Source organism: Rhodococcus koreensis (assembly GCF_900105905.1).
In the GTDB taxonomy this organism is placed as follows: Bacteria; Actinomycetota; Actinomycetes; order Mycobacteriales; family Mycobacteriaceae; genus Rhodococcus_F; species Rhodococcus_F koreensis.
Genome location: NZ_FNSV01000005.1, coordinates 205,886 through 223,262, shown reverse-complemented (window position 1 = coordinate 223,262; position 17,377 = coordinate 205,886). Strand labels below are relative to the sequence as shown.

Here is a 17,377-nt window from a genome sequence, read left to right as displayed (position 1 = left end):
CCGACCCTAGTCGGTGACGCCTTCTGCGCGAGCAGCGGCGACGACTGCCTCCGCGACAGCGGGGGCGACGCGAGGATCGAGCGGGCTGGGAACGATCTTGTCTACAGCCAGCTCGTCACCGACGACCGAGAGGATTGCCTCGGCGGCGGCGAGCTTCATACCTTCGGTGATCCGGCGGGCACCGGCATCGAGCGCACCACGGAACACACCGGGGAAGGCCAGCACATTGTTGATCTGATTCGGGAAATCTGAGCGCCCGGTGGCCACGATCGCCGCATGCTTACGGGCGACGTCCGGGTGGATCTCCGGGTCCGGGTTCGACAACGCGAACACGATCGAACCCTCCGCCATCGTCGCGATCAGCTCCTCCGGCACGGTGCCGGCGGACACCCCGAGGAACACATCCGCCCCGTCGAGGGCTTCGACGATGCCGCCGCGGCGGCCGGCCGGGTTGGTGCGTGCGGCCAGATCCACCTTGACCTCGTTCAGGTCCTGCCGATCCTTGGAGACGATGCCCTTCGAGTCGAGCACCGTCACGTCGGCGATCCCGGCGGCGAGCAGGATGTTCGCGCAGGCCACACCGGCGGCGCCGGCACCGGAGATGACCACCCGCAGCTGGTGGATGTCGCGGTCCTGGACCTTGACCGCACCCTTGAGGGCGGCCAGGACGACGATGGCGGTGCCGTGCTGGTCGTCGTGCATGACCGGGCAGTCCAGGGCCTCGATGACCCGCTTTTCGATCTCGAAGCAGCGCGGCGCGGAGATGTCCTCCAAGTTGACCGCACCGAAGCTCGGGCGCAGCCGGATCAGGGTTTCGACGATCTCGTCGGGGTCCTTGGTGTCGAGGACCAGCGGGATCGAGTTCAGGCCCGCGAAGTTCTTGAACAGGGCGGACTTGCCCTCCATCACGGGAAGGGAGGCGCGGGGGCCGATGTCGCCGAGGCCGAGTACCGCGGAGCCGTCGGAGACGACGACCACCAGGCGGCTGGTCCAGGTGTAGCGGTCGGCGAGGGTTTCGTCGGCGGCGATGGCGCGGGAGACCTGCGCGACGCCGGGCGTGTAGGCGATGGACAGGGCGCGCTGCGTATCGAGGGCGGTCGTGGTCTCAACCGAGAGCTTTCCCCCGATGTGGCCGGCGAAGATCTCCTCGTCGGTCAGCTCGACCTTCTGCGGTGTAGTGCATTCGGATACCGGCGACATGTGGACCTCCTGATGATTGATGCGTCTGCTGTGACGTAATCGGGCTACAAGACAGGGAAAATGCGGTCGTCCTTGCGCGGCATCATGCGTGGGGCGTGGCCGCCCTCCGCGTGCCGTGACAAGCGGAGGGCGACCAGGGCGACTCGGTTCAAGGCCAAATAGGCGCCGGTCCAGCGTCGCGGATGAAATGCTTGGCGATCTCGGCCTCCCCTTCGGCCGTGAGCACTGTTCCCACATTCCTCTGACGATCCTCCGACAGTCGCCTCAGCATGACGTACTGCGCAGAGCCGTCGGGGTTCTTGGTGATCCGGTATTGAGTGCGCGGGTCGACGTAGACCTGCTTGATGAATGCGACTGGTTCCCCCAGGCGGGTGCCGCCCTTCAGAATGTCGCTGGGCTTCAACATCTCATGGTTGGGATCGCCGTCGATGTGGTAGACGGTGTACGGTGCCCACTCCTCGTCGCCGAATCGGCATGTGTATTTCATGTACGTTGTGAGGTCGTCGGTGATGTCGATTCGAATTCGGTAGTCCATCACGTCGCCGTCAGTGCGGATCTCCAGCAACTGTCCCTTCAGCACTTCGGGCACCCACTCGCCGGTGATCGGATCCTTGATCTTCGAGTCGGGCAGGTACATCCGCCACACACCATCGAATCCGTTCGGATCGAAATCGGATTCCACTAGGTTCTCCTTCTCAGTTGATGGTCAGGTCTGGTTGTCGCAGACGAGGCCTGCTCTCGGCACGTGGAGAGCCGGCACTCAGTTGATCGGTAGTGCGCCTTCGCTATAGCGTTGCCGCAGTTCCTTCTTGTCGATTTTGCCGACGCTCGTTTTCGGAATGAGGTCGACCACCGACCATCGCTCGGGAATCCACCATTTCGCTACGCGTCCGACAAGCCACGATCGGATCTCCTCGATCTCAATGGACGAACCGGGTTTCGGCACGATAACCGCACACGGTCGCTCGTCCCATCGTGGATCCGGAACACCGATTACCGCTGCGTCGAGCAGATTCGGGTGCCCGATCAGGCAGTTCTCGAGATCGACCGAGGAGATCCACTCCCCGCCCGACTTTATGATGTCCTTGCTCCGGTCTGTGAGGCGCACGTACCCGTGACTGTCCACGGTCCCGATATCGCCAGTGCGCAACCACCCATCATGGAACTTGTCTTCCCCGTGCCCACCGAGATACGAGCTGGTCACCCAGGGGCCGCGCAGTTCGATCTCACCGACCGATGTGCCGTCCGCCGGTACAGGATGGCCTGATTCTGAATCGCGGAGTCTCAGCTCGACCCCCGCAACGACCCGGCCTTGGCTGAGACTCTGCGATCGCTGGTCTTCCGGTGACGCGTTCGCGAGCGGTCGTGCGACCGACACCAGAGGAGAAGTCTCAGTCATGCCCCAACCCTGGATGAAGGAGATACCGAGTTTGTCGAACGAGTCGAAAAGTGTGGCAGGAAGGGCGGCGCCGCCGACGATGACACGTTCGAGAGAAGAGATGTCCCACGAGGGATTGGATTCCAATTCCTGGAGAACACTGTTCCAGATCGTTGGTACCCCGTTCGCAAAGTTGACTCTCTCGTCCTGTATCAACCTCAGCAGAGATGAGGCGTCCAGGTGCCGCGAGGGGAGCACCAGGTCTGCGCCGAACCAGTAAGCCGCGTACGGGTATCCCCAGGCGGTGGCGTGGAACATCGGCACAACGATCAGCGCGCGATCATCCGCCCCGATCCGCAGGGCATTCGTGGTCGCTGACGACATGCACTGAAGAACGATCGACCGGTGGCTGTACGCGACACCCTTGGGGTCGCCCGTGGTGCCGGTGGTGAAGCACAACGCTGCCGCGGCATTCTCATCCACTTCCGGCCACTCGAAGACATCGTTCTCCGCGGAGGTAAGGGCCTCATACGTAAGCACGGCGATGCCGGCGGCTCCGGACAGGCTTTCCGGGACGGACGGGCCGTTCACCACGACGGTTCGAACTGAGGTCAGCCGGGGCAGTATGTCTACGAGTTGATCCACTAGATCAGGGTCGACGATGATCACTTCGTCCTGCGCCTCGTTGATCGTGTAGGCGAGCTGATCGGGAAACAGTCTCAGATTCGCGCTGTGGATGACTGCACCCATCGCCGGTACCGCGAGGTAGGCGACGAGGTGCGTTCGGTTGTTCCACAACAGCGTCCCGACCCTGGCATCACCATCGATGCCGATCGACCTCAGCCCGTTTGCCAGCCGAGACGCTTCCGCGCCGATATCGGCGAAGGTTGATCGCTGCGTCGCGCCTTCCAGCGCGCTGACGACTTCGCGCCCCGAGTGCCACGTCGCGCCGTGTCGAAGGATCTGGCCGATGGTCAGCGATCCGATACCCATCGTGCTTCTCACTGTTTGCCTCCAGGACTGCTTGCTATAGGAATTCGCTCAGGCATGCCGCGAACGGGTCGAACTGGTGCGATCCGGGGCACCGCCCAGGCCTCGACAGATTGCACCGGGCCCGGTCTGCCGCCCGCTCGTGCATACAGACGTCACGATTCGCGGACGAATACCTTCGCGATCGTTGCGACGCCGTTTGTGTCCAGGACGTAGCCGGTGTTGGTCCTGCCATCCGCCGACAGTCGGCGCAGCATGACGTACTGCGCCGTTCCGTCTGGGTTCTTGGTGATGCGGTACTGCGTTCGAGGATCGACGTACACCTGCTTGACGTATGCGCTTGCCTCACCCAACTTCATTCCTGATTTGGGCAGATCGTTGGGAGTCAGCTTCTCGTGGTTTGCATCTCCGTCGATGGACTCAACCATGTATGGCGCCCACTTCGAATCACCGAACCTGCAGGTATAGGTGGAATGTACTGTCAGGTCGCTGCTGATCCCAACTGAGATCTTGTAGTACATGACGTCACCTTCGGTGCGAATTTCGAGGCGCTGATCGGCCAAGACCTCGGGCGCCCATTCGCCACGAGCGGCATCCCAGATCTTCGATCGATCCAGGTCCATCCTCCATTTGCCGTTGAACCCGGACGCGTCTATGTCCTCGGGCATTCGCGCAACCTTTCTTCTGAAACCTAGTTATGAACTATGTTCTAATTTGGAACCTACACGTGGCACAGATCACTGTCAATGGCGGCCGCGTCGGCAAATTACCGCGGCGGGCGGGCCTTGTGGATTCCACGCGGGCCCGAGGAGTCGTGGCGAACCGCGTCGACCCTTCTTCCTCGATCGAAGGCGAGGAGATCAGTGCCACCGCCCAGGTTTTCGCGGCCCCGGGGGTGATCGAGCCGGCAGCGCGGACTTCTGGGTTTCCGGTGTGCGTACGCCCGCGGGTACGGACTCGGGACCTTGCCAACCCGCTATTCCTGGTGTCACCGTCCTCGTGCTACATGCTGGCGACGCGCTCGCTCTGGACGGCGGCCTCACCGCAACCTTCTGACCGGACTCGGAGCCCGGCCGTGAGCGGGGACAGAGAGGACGTCCAGAGCTCACAGCCATCGTCAGTGGAGACCGTTCGCCGGATACCTTTCGAGGTCGTGGCCGAGCTGGTACTCCAACATGCCGTAACCCTGCTCCCCGGTCTCCGACAATGTGAACAGTCCGGGCTGATCGGCACCGTAATCCGCCAAGTACTGACCCAACACTTTCGGATCATCGGAGGTCACGTCGTACTTGTCTCCCTCGGTGAGGTCCCCGAGCGGCTTGCCTTGCGACCCGAAGTAGCCTCCGCCGAGCAGGTAGAGGCCCGGCAGTGCAGCTTGCGTATGCAATTCGTGTACATGCCCCGCGTCGTCGGTGAGTCGGAAAGTTCCCTCCCGATGGATTCGGATGCCGTCCCGCAGTTTCAGGTCGTGTTCCAGTGCAACGAACCGGCGCCCGTCGTACTTGCCGCCCCGGATTCCCCCTTCGATCAACAGTGGCTCACCCGAATTGGTCTCCATGTAGAGTACGAAATAGGACGAATCCACAAACTGGGGATTCAGCCAATAGTGTGCTCCGTGAGGAACTTTCGCACCCGCGGGAAGTGGCACGCCCCCGACGGGTCGTAGCCCGAAGGACCGGTCGCGGCATCCTGAAAAGTCGTCGCTCTCGAAGACTCGATCGCCGATCCGGATCTGGCCGCTGTAGGTGGTTGCCTGGACGAAGGTCGCGTAGTCCCAGACCAGCACCCCCTCATGGATTGCACGCAAGCGGGTGTCCCACGGATCGAATCGCGCATGCATCTCCAGTTCGAACTCGATATTGTATGGGTTTGGACCCATCCGCAACCGCCATCGGCTCATCGGCTCGACTACGTCGAGGCGTAGCGCGCCGACCTCGAGACGGGCGGGATCGCCATGGAGCTCACGAAAGAAGCGCGCATTGTGCTGCTGGGTATCTGACTTGGTGACCCCGACTGCGAAACCGTCCATGGTATTCAGGTTCGGGTACGAGCCGAGGCCAATGCACAGCGAGAAGTCTCCCTGCTGGTCGTGCACGTTGAAGTAGCAACGCTCGAAGAACCGTGGGTCTGTCGTGGCGGGTTGCGCTAGCGGCAATTGTGACTGATGCACAAACAGATCGTCGTGCTCCGTGAGCAAGGAAGTCTTCACCTTTTACCTTTCGTTTTTCCTCTGCGACGCAACGTGACTCGCGAGTGCGTTTCCGGCGGTGGGGCTAGCGCGAGTGGCCGGAAGCGAGCGGACGCTTCGCACACAAGTCGTCGCGACCCCTTTGCGTCCGAACAACTCGATGGAAACCAAAGCGGGTATTGAAACATTGTTACTAACGGGGTTACAGTGATGTAGATTACAGTCCTGCGCGAGAAACTGTCAACGGCGGAGAGCGGGAAGCGTCGGCGAGCACAACCGTTCGTTCGCTGCAGATCCGTGGTAGCTGTCAGATCGCGCTTGGGGCTGATCCGTCTTTGTGGGATTGGGCTCTCCGCCTACTGTGGCGCCGAACCGGGGGCGCTGGGCACTCGGTCTTGTCGCTGTGGCAATCGTGTCGACCGGGTGTGCAGGCGCGGGTTTCCCGCGCGCCGTGGCGTGCGCTGCACCCTCTAGTGGCAAAACAACACAACACGAAACCGAAAGAATGGTGAGGAATGATTCCCGTTCAGCGTGATCTGGTCCAGGCGCGAGAAGTATTGCAGCGATGGATGGAGATTGCTTACCCTGCAGGTCAAAGTTTGAGAGTAGGTGATCTGCAGGGGTTCCCGCAGGGATTCTCGGCCGAACTGCTCACGTTCGACCTGACGTACGAGAAGGATGGCGCGGAGCGCACCGAGGGCATGGTGGTTCGGATCGAGCCCAACGAGAAGTACCAACTGTTCTTGGATACCAATTTTGAAGAGCAGTACCGGGTGATGGAAGCGCTTGGACGACACACCGCGACGCCCGTGCCCCGGACCGTGGGTTTCGAATCGAATCGTGAGTTTCTCGGCGCCCGCTTCTATGTCATGGAGAAGGCTTGTGGTGAGACGGGTCAGATCGGGCTGGAGTGGGTAAGTGCCATCGGTGAAGAGGGTCGGGAAATGTTGTGGTGGAATGGACTGGCCGCAATGGCCGAAATGCACCGTGCGGACCCGGAGCGGCTCCGCCTCGACTTCCTCGAGCAGCCCGAGCGAGGGTCCGATCCAATCGATCAACAGTTGCACTACTACTGGGAGTATTACAACTGGGTTCGAGGTGGCGAATCGTATCCGATCATCGAGGTCGCCCTCGAGTGGCTGCAGCGGAGCAAGCCGCTGGTGCTTCCACCGAAAGGGATTGTCTGGGGTGACGCCCGGCGGGGCAATCAGTTGTTTACCAGCGATTTCGCTTGCAGCGCGATTCTCGATTTCGAGCAGGTCTGTCTGGGCCCTGCCGAGGTGGATCTGGCGTGGTGGCTGGAAGGGGAACATCAAACGTCCGAGTGGATGGGGATGAGCGCGCCGACGGTCGAGGAAACGACCTCACGCTACGCAAAGCTCCTTGGTCGGGAGATCGCGGACATCGGCTATTACATGGTCTTTGCTTCTCTCCGACTCGCTGTGCTTCGAATCAAACTGTCAATTCTTCGGGAAGGGCAGCCGGATCGCGCAGAGCCCGACGCCGGCATCCCGAGACTGGCCAACGTCCTTGCAAGGTATGCCGGGATCGAAGCCCGCATAGACCGCTGAGGGGGTGGCCGGCGGCGGTGAGGCTATAAGGAGCGCGCTGCGCGGTGTCCGTCCGCAGATCTGGCTGAAGCGTTGACAACTCGCCGCGGAGAACTGTAACTTACATCACTGTAACCGAGTTCTAAATTAAGTTCCTTGTCTGGACCGCTCGGAGTACACCGTCACCGCGACGATCAGTGCAACACATGAAACGACTGACTCTCGGACCGCAGACCACAGCCTTGGCTCGGACCGTCACCCAGACGACTCGACCTCTCATTCACAGAACATCTCAGCTGAGGAAGCCCGACCATGACACAGCCCGCAATCGCACCTTCCACCCGTCCGTTCCACGACATCGACATCTCGTCGTGGGATTTCTGGGGCCAGTCGTTCGACGAACGTGACGCAACGTTCGCCAAACTCCGCCGCGAGCCTACGATCTCGTGGCATCCTCCGATGGATCCCGGCTATCCGCACGGCGAGAAAGGTTTCTGGGCGACTACACGTATCGAGGACATCTCGTACGTGAGCAAGCATCCGGAAATCTTCTCATCGGCAGTGACGGGCAACGTGTCGGTCGAACCCATCCCAACAAACCTGGATGACCAGACCAGCTTGTTTCTGGTGATGGATCCGCCGCGTCACACGCTCTACCGGAGAATTATCAGCTCGGCATTCACGCCGAAGCATCTCGCGCGGCTCAAAGACAAGATCGAGGCAGATGCTCGGGACATCGTGGGAAGTCTCGTCGGTTCCGGCGAGGTCGACTTCGTAGCCGCGTGCTCGTCCCAGCTTCCTATGCGCACCGTCTCCGATCTCATCGGGATCCCCGAGTCCGAAAGAGAACCGGTCGCGAAGGCCGCAGAGGCAATGTTCGCTGCTACCGACCCTTCCGAACTGGTGGGGGTCGACGATCTGGGCGCCTTCATCGGGGAGCAGGTCAAGCTCTTGCATGCGGCTGCGATCGAGGTGGCGAGGGATCGTCGGAAGCACCCGAAGGATGATCTCATCACCCTCATCGTCGAGGCCGAGGTCGATGGACATCGAATGACCGATCAGGAGATCGGGGCCTTCATGGTCCTCCTGTCGACAGCGGGCAACGACACGACAAAGCAGACCACTTCACATTCGATGCTCGCACTGTCCCGGTTCCCCGAACAGCGCCAGTGGTTGCTCGAGGACTACGATGGACGTATCAACGGTGCTATCGAGGAATTCGTCCGATATGCCACACCCGTGCAGTGCTTTGCTCGTATTGCACTCATTGACACCGAGATTCGTGGAGCAAAGATCACTGCTGGCGACAAGGTGGCCATGTTCTACAGTTCCGGGAATCGGGACGAGACGGTCTTCGAACGACCCTCGGAATTCATTCTCTCGCGCAACCCCAACCCCCACGTCGGGTTCGGCGGCGGCGGAATTCACTACTGCCTCGGCAACCAGATCGCGAAGATGCAGCTCCGCGCCCTGTTCCGTGAACTCCTGGTGCAAGCCCCCCACATTGAGGTGGGTGAGCCGCAGTACCTGAAGAGCCGGTTCCTCAACGCCATCAAGCGTCTCCCCGTCCGGGTGTAGCGGTCAGTAGTAACCTGGCGTCCAATGAGGTTCGCCCGCACCCGAAGCCTGCCCGCCGGGTGCGGGCCGCCACCCGCAGGGACGGGCGCCAGGGTTGCATCGGTGATCGCCCAAGCGTTGAGCGACGCAACGGTCTGGTTGATCCCGCAACTTCGTCTCCGGACGCCGACAGTTCGGTGCGTGTGGGGGCCTGGTGGTCGAGGACTTCACTCCGCCGGACCCCGCACATCAGATCCATTACTTTTGGAATCGCCTGGCACTACAGCAAGATTCAGGATCTCGGTGCCGCCGATGCTGCCGGCGAGGTGCAGCGGTGCATGGAGAATTGACAAACTATTGGCTCGCTACGGGGGGACGCTGGCGCGGTCTTGCCTGATCGTCGCGGGAGCCCTCGTTGTGAAGGTCTGTGGCGCCGGCCCCGCGAGGTTGCCGGGAGCGGCTGCCTGTGTGTGCTCACGGCGAAGTCGAGGTACGGATCAGCACTCCGACAACTCGGCGGAGTTGCTCGCGTACGTCCGAAAGCTCGACCTGGCCGAAGGACCACCGAACGGTTCCAGCGTAGAAGGTGTGGTCAAGGAGGTCGGTCGCCAGCCTCGCGTTCTCGGGCCCCAGCAAGGCCAGGCTGGGGCTTGCCGTTGCCCAGTCCCATGTGACCCGTTTGCGTGCTTCGACGACGGCTGGGTCACTCGACAGCGTCGACTTCACGAACGCCTCGAGAAGTCCGGGCTGTTCCAGGAAAAGATCAACTCCCCGGATGATCTCGCCCTCCAACTGTTCGATTCCTCGCGAGCTCACCCCGTTAGAGGCGCCGGAGGCTCTCTCGGCGACAGCGACGTTCCAGGCTCCGACGGCGCAGTGCAGCAAATTATCACGGGACTGAAAGTAAGTGTAGACAGTGCCGAGGGCAACGCCCGACCTCTCCGCGACGGCTCTCATCTGAACCGCGTCGGAACCTCCCTGGGCGAGTTCGATGGTCGCCTGCAGTATTCGCTCGTAGCGTGCCTGCTGAGTGCGGCGCGGAGCAATCCACGGCGGTAGCGACGCGGAATGTCGAGCGCTGGCGTCGATCGACGACATGACATACCCCCATGCAGAGTTGAAGTGAGGTTCAGAACCGTGTTCTATCCAGAGTAGACTGCGCTATCCCGTCATTCAAGCGGCGTGCCTTGGTGTACCTGCTTCCGGGCCCTGGAGGAGTGTGTGCGATGTGGTCATTGACAGTGCTCTGGGTCACAAGTAGCGTTGATAGAACGTAGTTACAAACATGGTTACATATCTGCAACGCGGTTAATGATGTTGCACACCAGAATTTTTAAGCAACGCGGAGAAAGTCGTGGAACTCCACTTGTCTCTACGCGGCGCACCGACCACCTCAGTGACAGGAATCGACATGAAGAGTTTCTCGATGACTATCGACGGCGAACTGTATTCAGGATCCACGACATTCGACGTTTCAAACCCTGCTACCGGCCTCGCCTTCGCGCAGGCACCAGCCTGCTCGGAGGGCGAACTGGAGCGGGCAATCAAGGCCGCGACATCGGCGTACCGCACGTGGCGCACCGACGAGGGCGCCCGTCGGGAATGCCTCCTCAAGGCGGCCGATCGACTCGAGGCTTCGACCTCGGAACTGAGCGAACTACTGACCATGGAGCAGGGCAAACCCCTTTCGGATGCGGTCATGGAGATCGAGACTGCAGTGGGCTGGTTGCGTTACTACGCCGCACTGGAGACGCCGCCGGAACTGTTGCAGGACGATGACTTCGCACGAGTCGAGGTCTATCGCCAATCGCTAGGTCCGGTCGCTGCGATCACTCCGTGGAACGTCCCGATCGCGCTCGCGTTCTGGAAGGTGGCCCCAGCGTTGCGGGCAGGCAACACGGTGGTACTCAAGCCGTCACCGTATACGCCGCTGACAACGTTGCGCGTGGGTGAAATGCTCGCTGGCGTTCTACCCGCCGGCGTGCTGAATGTGGTGAGTGGACTGGATCCACTCGGTGCTCAGCTGACCGCGCACCCGGCAATCCGCAAGATCACCTTCACCGGGTCAACCCAGACCGGCAAGCACGTCGCGGCCGCTGCTGCGGCCGATCTGAAACGCGTCACTCTCGAACTGGGTGGAAACGACCCCGCTATCGTCCTCGACGACGCCGAGCCCGCCTCGGTTGCTGCAGGAATCTACGCCAGCTCGATGGCCAACGCTGGGCAGGTCTGTGTTGCGGTCAAGAGGGCATACGTTCCGCGGAAGATGTATTCCGATGTCGTTGATGCCCTTGCGGCGCACGCCGCAGCTGCGGCAGTCGGAAATGGCCTCGACGCGGGCGTGACCATGGGACCGTTGAATAACCTCCCGCAACGAAGCCGGGTCGCTGAGCTTGTCGCCGACGCCGTCGCCAATGGCGCGGTCGCGGTGGCGGGCGGCCGAGTGACAGACTCTCCAGGCTATTTTTACGCGCCGACCATCCTGGCCAATGTCGATGAGGGGATGTCGATCGTGGCAGAGGAACAGTTCGGCCCGGCACTGCCCGTTCTGCCCTACGACGACGTGGCTGACGCCGTCGCGCGTGCCAACGACTCCCACTTCGGGCTGGGCTCGTCGGTCTGGACAAGCGATCTGGACCGCGGAGCCACAGTGGGGCGTGAGATCATCGCTGGAACGACATGGATCAACACGCATTGCATCCTCATGCCATCCAACCCTTTCGGCGGAGTCAAGTGGAGCGGCATCGGTGTCGAGAACGGGGTTGCGGGTTTGCACGAGTTCACCGATGTGCACGTGCTGTTCCAAAATCGCTACGACGGTATGTACGCCAATGTGCCCAAGGCCGTCTAGGGCCAGTGGTGGGTCACCGGGCTCATCGACCGCCCTGTCAGGGACGTTTGTCGGTGAGGTTTTTCTCGTCGTTGGCGCGGAAGGATCGGCGGTTGCAGGTCGATCGTGCCCGCTGGATTGGTCGTTGTTCGTGCCCGAGCGTTGAGACTAACGGCGCGCCGACGACGAGGACGGGGAAGCCGAGATCACCACCTTGCGGCGACGGTCCGTGATCCCCGACAACGAGTGGCACCGCCGGGTTGCTCGCTGAATGGCCTACCGGTGCCGACGAGCCGAGCGAATATTGCTCGCCACACTCCCCGAGGACACCGCGCTGCCCAAACTGGTCCGGTTGACCAAGGTCGGCTTGCGGATCGAGACGACTACCGGGGTAGCTGAAAACCGATCTCGGACTAGTCCATTTCGAAGGGCGCTCCTGGCTGGGTTGGCACCACCACGCCCCCTCGTCACTGCCGCACATTTTGTCTCTCACCACCTTGCGTATGACTCACCCGAAAGCCGCTGGCCAGGACTGACGCTCTGCACAGTCCTGGAACTCGATGCGTTGTCGGTGTTGTAGGCGCTGTCGGTCAGGGAGAACACGAACGCGCTGCGACTGCGGTCGTGTCGATAGGCCAGAACCCCGGCCATGGACATGCGTTTGCAGGAGAATCGATGATGCAGCACCGGTGTCACGCCTTTCGGCGCCCAGGTTGCTTGGGCCACCGGGAGCAGCGACACACCGCTTTCGTCCTGGAAGCAGATCCATGCACCTCGGCGCCGCGCTATTTCTTTATCCGCGGCCACTCGGTTTCGCGCCAGGCGACGATGGCGTCCTCGTCGCGTTCGACTGCCCGCCGTGCGGGACGCTGGCGACTCCAGCCCAGCCTGGTCCGCAGGATCGTCCAGGTCTGGGTGTGAGCCGCTCGATCGCGATCGCGACCCTGCCCAACGTCCACACCCCGGTCGCGAAGCCGTGAGCTTGGGGTCCTTTGAGTAATTCCTCTCGGATCACGACGATCTGGGCGTCATCGAGCCGGGGCGCGGCGCCCCGCACGACCGGCACCTTGCAGTGCCTCGTTGCTTCCTTCGATCCACTGTCGATGCCAGCGTGAGGCGGTCTGCTGGGAGACCGCCAACTCGACTGCGACATCCACCTGCCGCCGCCCTGCGGCGAACATCTCCGCGGCCCACATCCGGCGGTCACGCAACGAGTCGAGATCACGGCGACCGCCGTCGCTTGACGTTTCGGGCGTCGGACCCCAGGCCGGAACCGGTTTCCCTCCCTGCCATTCATCAATGATCAAGCACCGAAACAACGTTAAGCCGACCGATGGTCGGCAATTGCTTCTGCCAGTTCGGGCAGCTCGTGGGGTAGTGTTCCGCCGTGAGAGTTGCATCTTCGCGTTGGCTGAGGACCAGTGGAGGGTGTTGTAGACGCTAGACCTTGCACGAGCTGTTGTTTCTCCCGAACACTGTCAACGCATTTCGAACTGGCATCATGGCGCCCACGGGGACTACGACGAGCCCCAAGAGCTCCATTCGTGGGTCGAACTCAGCGGACCGGGTTGCGAGGATCCCGGGACGCAGGGATAGTGCTAACGGGTGCCACGTGGCACCCGTTAGCGGCGCATCAGATCTCGTAGTGAAGGCGGAGGCCCGGCCATGGCCACTGTGCCTTGTAAAGTTTTCCGCGCGATCCTGACGTGACGTATAGCGTGCGACGATCAGGCCCTCCGAATGCGGCGCAGGTCACCATGATGTCCGGCTCCGGTGTTCTGACCAGACCCAGGTCCTTGCCATCCGGACTGATCACGCGGACAGCGGACTCCATGAGGTCGGCGACGATCACGTTTCCCTGGCTGTCGACCGTGAGACCGTCGAAGAAGTAGCCCTCGCCGCCTGAGGCGGGATGGGTGAAGAGATCCGCCGTCTCGACGAGCTTGCCCGGACCGGTCACATCGAAGACGCGGATGCGTCCGGTGAACGTCTCGGAGATGTACAGCTGGGTGCCGTCGGGTGACAGCCCTGCGCCATTGGGTGTGACGACCTGATCGGTGGCGATATGAATCTCCCCACGGCCGGGTACCGCATAGTGGATTCGGCTGTCCGGCAAAGTGTCAGCCACATAGCAGCCGCCGCCGGCGTCGAAGACGACGTCGTTGAGCGAGCCCAGTGGCCGGCCATCGCTGTGGGTGAAGAGTTCGGTGACCTCGCCGGTGTGCGGTTCGACCCGGTGGATCGTGCCGTGGGTCCAGGCATCGACGAATCCGGCGGGCACTCGAGAACCGTCCTCCATCGTCAGCCAGTTGAAGCCACCGTTGCTGGCGACGTAGACGGCACCGTCGGGACCGATTGCCGCGCCGTTGGCTCCTCCTCCACCCACATCGGCGACCAGGGTTCGCACTCCGTCGGGCGAGATACGCACAAGCGCACCGCTTTCCACCTCCACTGCGAGCACCGCTCCGCCGGACTCGGCGATCGGGCCCTCGGGGAACGCAAGACCCGTACCGGCCAGCTGCAGTTCTACTTCGTCAAGCACGAGTGGCTCCCTTCGGGGTCAAGACCTGCTCGAGCCCGCCGTTAGCCCACCAATCAGCGAGTAGCTGCCGGAAGGCGGTGGGACCGGCAGTATAGGCTTCCGCGCGACTCGGCTTTCCTTCTTCGTTGGTGTAGCTCGGTGTGCACTCTGCTTGGAACTCGAGACCCGCGGTGTCCTGGCCGTGGATGACTGCAACCCATTCGTTCTCGGCCTCCTCAGTCGGCTCGATCAGGACGTCACCTCGATGCTCGGACTCGGCCAGGACGGCACCGATGTGTTCCGCCTGATCCTCGAGGACATGCGTGAAGTTGAACGAGAAGGCGTTCTGCAACAAGCCCATCTGCAGTAGGTTCGGAAACTCGCGAGCAACCCAACCATGCAGTGTGCGCATGCCGTCACTCCAGCGTTCGGTGAGCGAGACCCCACCGCGACCACGGATGTCGACTCCGGCACGGGTCGCGGCATCGAAGTTCAGTTCGTAGCCGGTCGCGAAGATGATCACGTCGACCTGGTGCTCGACCCCGTCGACCACGAAGCCTTCGGGGGTAAACGAGTCGATGCCCCGGCCATCGGTGTCGACCAGAGAAACATTGGGCTGGTTGAACACCTGTAGGTAGTGGTCACTGAAACCGGGGCGCTTGCACATCTGTCGATACCACGGCTGCAGTGCTGCGGCTGTCTCCGAATCGTCGACCAGATCAACCACTCGCTGACGCAACTCCTCCATCTTCTCGTAGTCAGCCAGTTCCATCGTAAGCGCCGGATCGCTGGCGAAACCCGTTTCCACGAGGCGACGCATCCCGCGGACGGTCGCGAGGTCGGTCCATGCGCCCCCGACTATGTTCTCGTCAGCGCCCATGCCATGCACGAAGTCGATCCAGTTGTCGCGGCGCCGCCGCTGCCAGCCGGGCTTGAGGGAGTTCCACCACTCATCGTCGGTCGGTGCGTCGCCGCGGACGTCGATCGCCGACGGCGTGCGCTGGACAACGAACAGCTCCTTTGCATACTTGGCGACCTCGGGCACCACCTGCAGGCCGGTCGCCCCGGTGCCGACCACCGCTACACGCTTGTCGGCGAGCCCGTCGAGTCCGCCCGTGTGATCACCGCCCGTGTAGGCGTAGTCCCAGCGGCTGGTGTGGAACGCGTGACCCTCGAAAGACTCGATACCCGGGATTCGTGGCAACTTGGGACGTTGGAATGGTCCGCTGGAGATCAACACGTAGCGGGAGGCAAAGGAGTCGTCCCGCGAGGTCTCGACCTCCCAACGCTCCTCGTCGTCATTCCACCTCAGCGATGTCACCTCGGTCTGGAACAAGGTGTCGCGACGAAGGTCGAACCTCTCGGCGATCGCGAGCGCATGCTGACGGATCTCCTCACCGGGCGCAAACTTGCGGCTTGGTTTCGTACCGATTTCCTCGAGCATCGGCAGGTAGAGGTAGGACTCTACGTCGCAGGTGAGCCCGGGGTAGCGATTCCAGTACCAGGTCCCTCCGAAATCGCCTGCCACATCGATGTAGCGGATCTTCTCGATCCCGGCTTTGCGAGCGAACGCTCCGGCGAGCAGCCCCCCGAATCCTGCCCCGATGATCGTCAGGTCGACCACGTCGTGTCGGGCTGGGCGCTCCGCCACCTCCGGCGTCCACGGGTCAGCGCCGTAGCGGGAGAGCTTCCCTTCAGTGACGAATGCATACTGCTCAGTTCCGTCTGGCCGGATCCGCTTGTCGCGCTCGGCTCGGTAACGCGCGCGCACTGCCTCGAGAGCGACAGCCGTATCAGAGAGCGGCTCGTGGGTCTGTGTCATCAGTTCCTCGTTAGGTTCGGGGCGAAATTCGGATCAACGGTGCGTCAACATGTCTCGTTCGCGGTAGAACTCGACAGCCTTGCGGATGTGATCGTGGATCGGCGTCGGGTGCCAACCGAGTTCGCGCTCGGCCTTGCTGTGGTCGAGTTGGCCGGGAAGGGTGAGCAGACGGATACAGAGACTGCAGAGGCGAACGTCCTTGTGGGTCAGCAAACGCACTCCGTCGCCGGCCAGGCCGAGAACTCGGAAGACCGCCATCGGTACTCCCCGCGGTGCTGCGGCCCCGGCGACGTCGGCTGCAGTCTGGTAGAGCTCGTGCTGGGATAGATAGCGCTCCGAGATGATGTATCGATCGCCAACCGTGCCCCGCTCGGCAGCCAGGAGCATGGCGGCGGCAGCGTCCTCGACGCCTACCACCTCAGCGCTGAGCCCGAATGGGTAGATTGGCCGGCGACCGGCAGCGGCGTCGATGAGCAGCGCGCCATGCATAGTGGGGGCGTAGTCGCCGGGACCGAATGTGTTGGACACGCACATCGCCACGGCGGGCAGGTCGTGCTCGCGCACGTACTTGAACACCAGCTCCTCGGCCATGACTCGCGAGCGGATGTACTCGCCACCCTCCTTTGCCCAGTTGAACGAGCTCTCCTCCGTCGCGACCGAGCCGTCGGCTTCGACGCCGATGGTTCCGATGGTGCTGGTAAACACGAACTTGTCGAGATCGGCTTCGAGCGCCGCGTCCAGTACGTTGCGCAGGCCGTCGACATTGGTCGCGAAGAGTTCGTCCGGGCGGTACAGGAATGCCCGCACGTCGACCACACAGTGATACACGACTTTGCAGTCGACCATCGCCTTGCGGAGGGCTTCGATATCCGCGACGTCGCCGCGGTGTATCTCGACGTTGAGATCGTCGAACGCCTCGGTCGAGCTGGAGTGCCGCACCAAGACCCGGACCTGGTCGCCACGGTCCGCGAGCTGCCGAGTCACGTGCGACCCGAGGAACCCGCTCGCTCCGATGACCAGCGTGGTCGACCCCGCCATGTTGTTCCTCTCATACAGAATCGTTGCGTAGGTCACACAACCTACGACGTGTGAGGAAACTTACAATATGCACATTACGATGGCAAGTGAAACTTGGTGCCCAAAGCTTCAGTGCTCGCAGCCGCATTGAGACATCGAATCCGGACGGTTTCGGCGCACGCGCCGGTGCTTATCGCCAACCGATACTCGTCAGTCCGTCCTGCCGCGTGGCGCGCTTGCTGCGGATACCGACGGGTCTTGCGCCAGAACTGGGCTGGCGGTTCGGTTTAAGCAGCCACTGGTCATGCGACCAAAGAGGTTTCC

At 62.2% G+C, this 17,377-nt stretch carries 13 protein-coding genes and 1 pseudogene; 4 read left to right on the top strand and 10 right to left on the bottom strand.

The features are described 5' to 3' along the window. Nucleotides 1-6 precede the first annotated feature (6 nt). From BLV94_RS05250 to BLV94_RS05230, 5 genes are all read right to left on the bottom strand, one after another. Entirely contained in the window at nt 7-1,200 is a 1,194-nt protein-coding gene (locus BLV94_RS05250) for an NAD(P)-dependent malic enzyme (RefSeq protein WP_072946432.1), read from the bottom strand. Nucleotides 1,201-1,348: 148 nt separating this feature from the next. Further along, a complete protein-coding gene (locus tag BLV94_RS05245) occupies nt 1,349-1,882 on the bottom strand; it encodes a hypothetical protein (RefSeq protein WP_072946433.1) in 534 nt (177 codons plus the stop codon). Between the two features lie 78 nt (nt 1,883-1,960). Then, nucleotides 1,961-3,583: a long-chain fatty acid--CoA ligase gene (locus BLV94_RS05240; RefSeq protein ID WP_072946434.1), complete on the bottom strand. Its 1,623-nt coding sequence runs from the start codon at nt 3,581-3,583 to the stop codon at nt 1,961-1,963. Between the two features lie 140 nt (nt 3,584-3,723). After that, complete coding sequence (locus BLV94_RS05235; RefSeq protein WP_143051344.1) at nt 3,724-4,236, bottom strand: hypothetical protein; 513 nt, start codon at nt 4,234-4,236, stop codon at nt 3,724-3,726. Nucleotides 4,237-4,685: 449 nt separating this feature from the next. Next, nucleotides 4,686-5,777, bottom strand: coding sequence for an Rv3169 family protein (locus tag BLV94_RS05230; protein WP_072946436.1), 1,092 nt, complete (start codon nt 5,775-5,777; stop codon nt 4,686-4,688). 494 nt (nt 5,778-6,271) lie between these two features. Between BLV94_RS05230 and BLV94_RS05225 the strand changes: the two genes are divergently transcribed. Both BLV94_RS05225 and BLV94_RS05220 read left to right on the top strand, forming a co-directional pair. Further along, complete coding sequence (locus BLV94_RS05225; protein ID WP_072946437.1) at nt 6,272-7,327, top strand: phosphotransferase family protein; 1,056 nt, start codon at nt 6,272-6,274, stop codon at nt 7,325-7,327. 291 nt (nt 7,328-7,618) lie between these two features. Further along, nucleotides 7,619-8,884: a cytochrome P450 gene (locus BLV94_RS05220; RefSeq protein WP_072946438.1), complete on the top strand. Its 1,266-nt coding sequence runs from the start codon at nt 7,619-7,621 to the stop codon at nt 8,882-8,884. Nucleotides 8,885-9,337: 453 nt separating this feature from the next. Here the strand turns inward: BLV94_RS05220 and BLV94_RS05215 are convergent, their stop codons facing one another. Further along, entirely contained in the window at nt 9,338-9,961 is a 624-nt protein-coding gene (locus BLV94_RS05215) for a TetR/AcrR family transcriptional regulator (protein ID WP_072946439.1), read from the bottom strand. A 313-nt stretch (nt 9,962-10,274) separates the two neighbouring features. On the opposite strand from BLV94_RS05215, the gene BLV94_RS05210 reads away from it, so the two are divergent. Next, nucleotides 10,275-11,714 carry an aldehyde dehydrogenase family protein gene (locus BLV94_RS05210; protein ID WP_072946440.1) on the top strand — a complete coding sequence of 480 codons (1,440 nt, stop codon included), beginning with the start codon at nt 10,275-10,277 and terminating at the stop codon, nt 11,712-11,714. Nucleotides 11,715-11,953: 239 nt separating this feature from the next. Next, a pseudogene (locus tag BLV94_RS52030) lies at nt 11,954-12,174 on the top strand (IS701 family transposase); the annotation flags it as partial. A 304-nt stretch (nt 12,175-12,478) separates the two neighbouring features. On the opposite strand, the gene BLV94_RS52025 reads toward BLV94_RS52030, so the two are convergent. The 4 genes from BLV94_RS52025 to BLV94_RS05185 all read right to left on the bottom strand — a co-directional run bounded on the left by BLV94_RS52025 (nt 12,479) and on the right by BLV94_RS05185 (nt 17,074). After that, nucleotides 12,479-12,652, bottom strand: coding sequence for a winged helix-turn-helix domain-containing protein (locus BLV94_RS52025; RefSeq protein ID WP_167372132.1), 174 nt, complete (start codon nt 12,650-12,652; stop codon nt 12,479-12,481). A gap of 674 nt (nt 12,653-13,326) precedes the next feature. Beyond that, nucleotides 13,327-14,235 carry an SMP-30/gluconolactonase/LRE family protein gene (locus tag BLV94_RS05195; RefSeq protein WP_083395482.1) on the bottom strand — a complete coding sequence of 303 codons (909 nt, stop codon included), beginning with the start codon at nt 14,233-14,235 and terminating at the stop codon, nt 13,327-13,329. After that, on the bottom strand, nt 14,228-16,036 hold the full coding sequence (locus BLV94_RS05190; RefSeq protein WP_072946441.1) for a flavin-containing monooxygenase: 1,809 nt from the start codon (nt 16,034-16,036) through the stop codon (nt 14,228-14,230). Before BLV94_RS05190 ends, BLV94_RS05195 begins: the two co-directional genes overlap by 8 nt. Before the next feature lie 33 nt (nt 16,037-16,069). Beyond that, nucleotides 16,070-17,074, bottom strand: a complete 1,005-nt coding sequence (locus BLV94_RS05185) for an NAD-dependent epimerase/dehydratase family protein (protein WP_072946442.1) — start codon at nt 17,072-17,074, stop codon at nt 16,070-16,072. Nucleotides 17,075-17,377 lie beyond the last annotated feature (303 nt).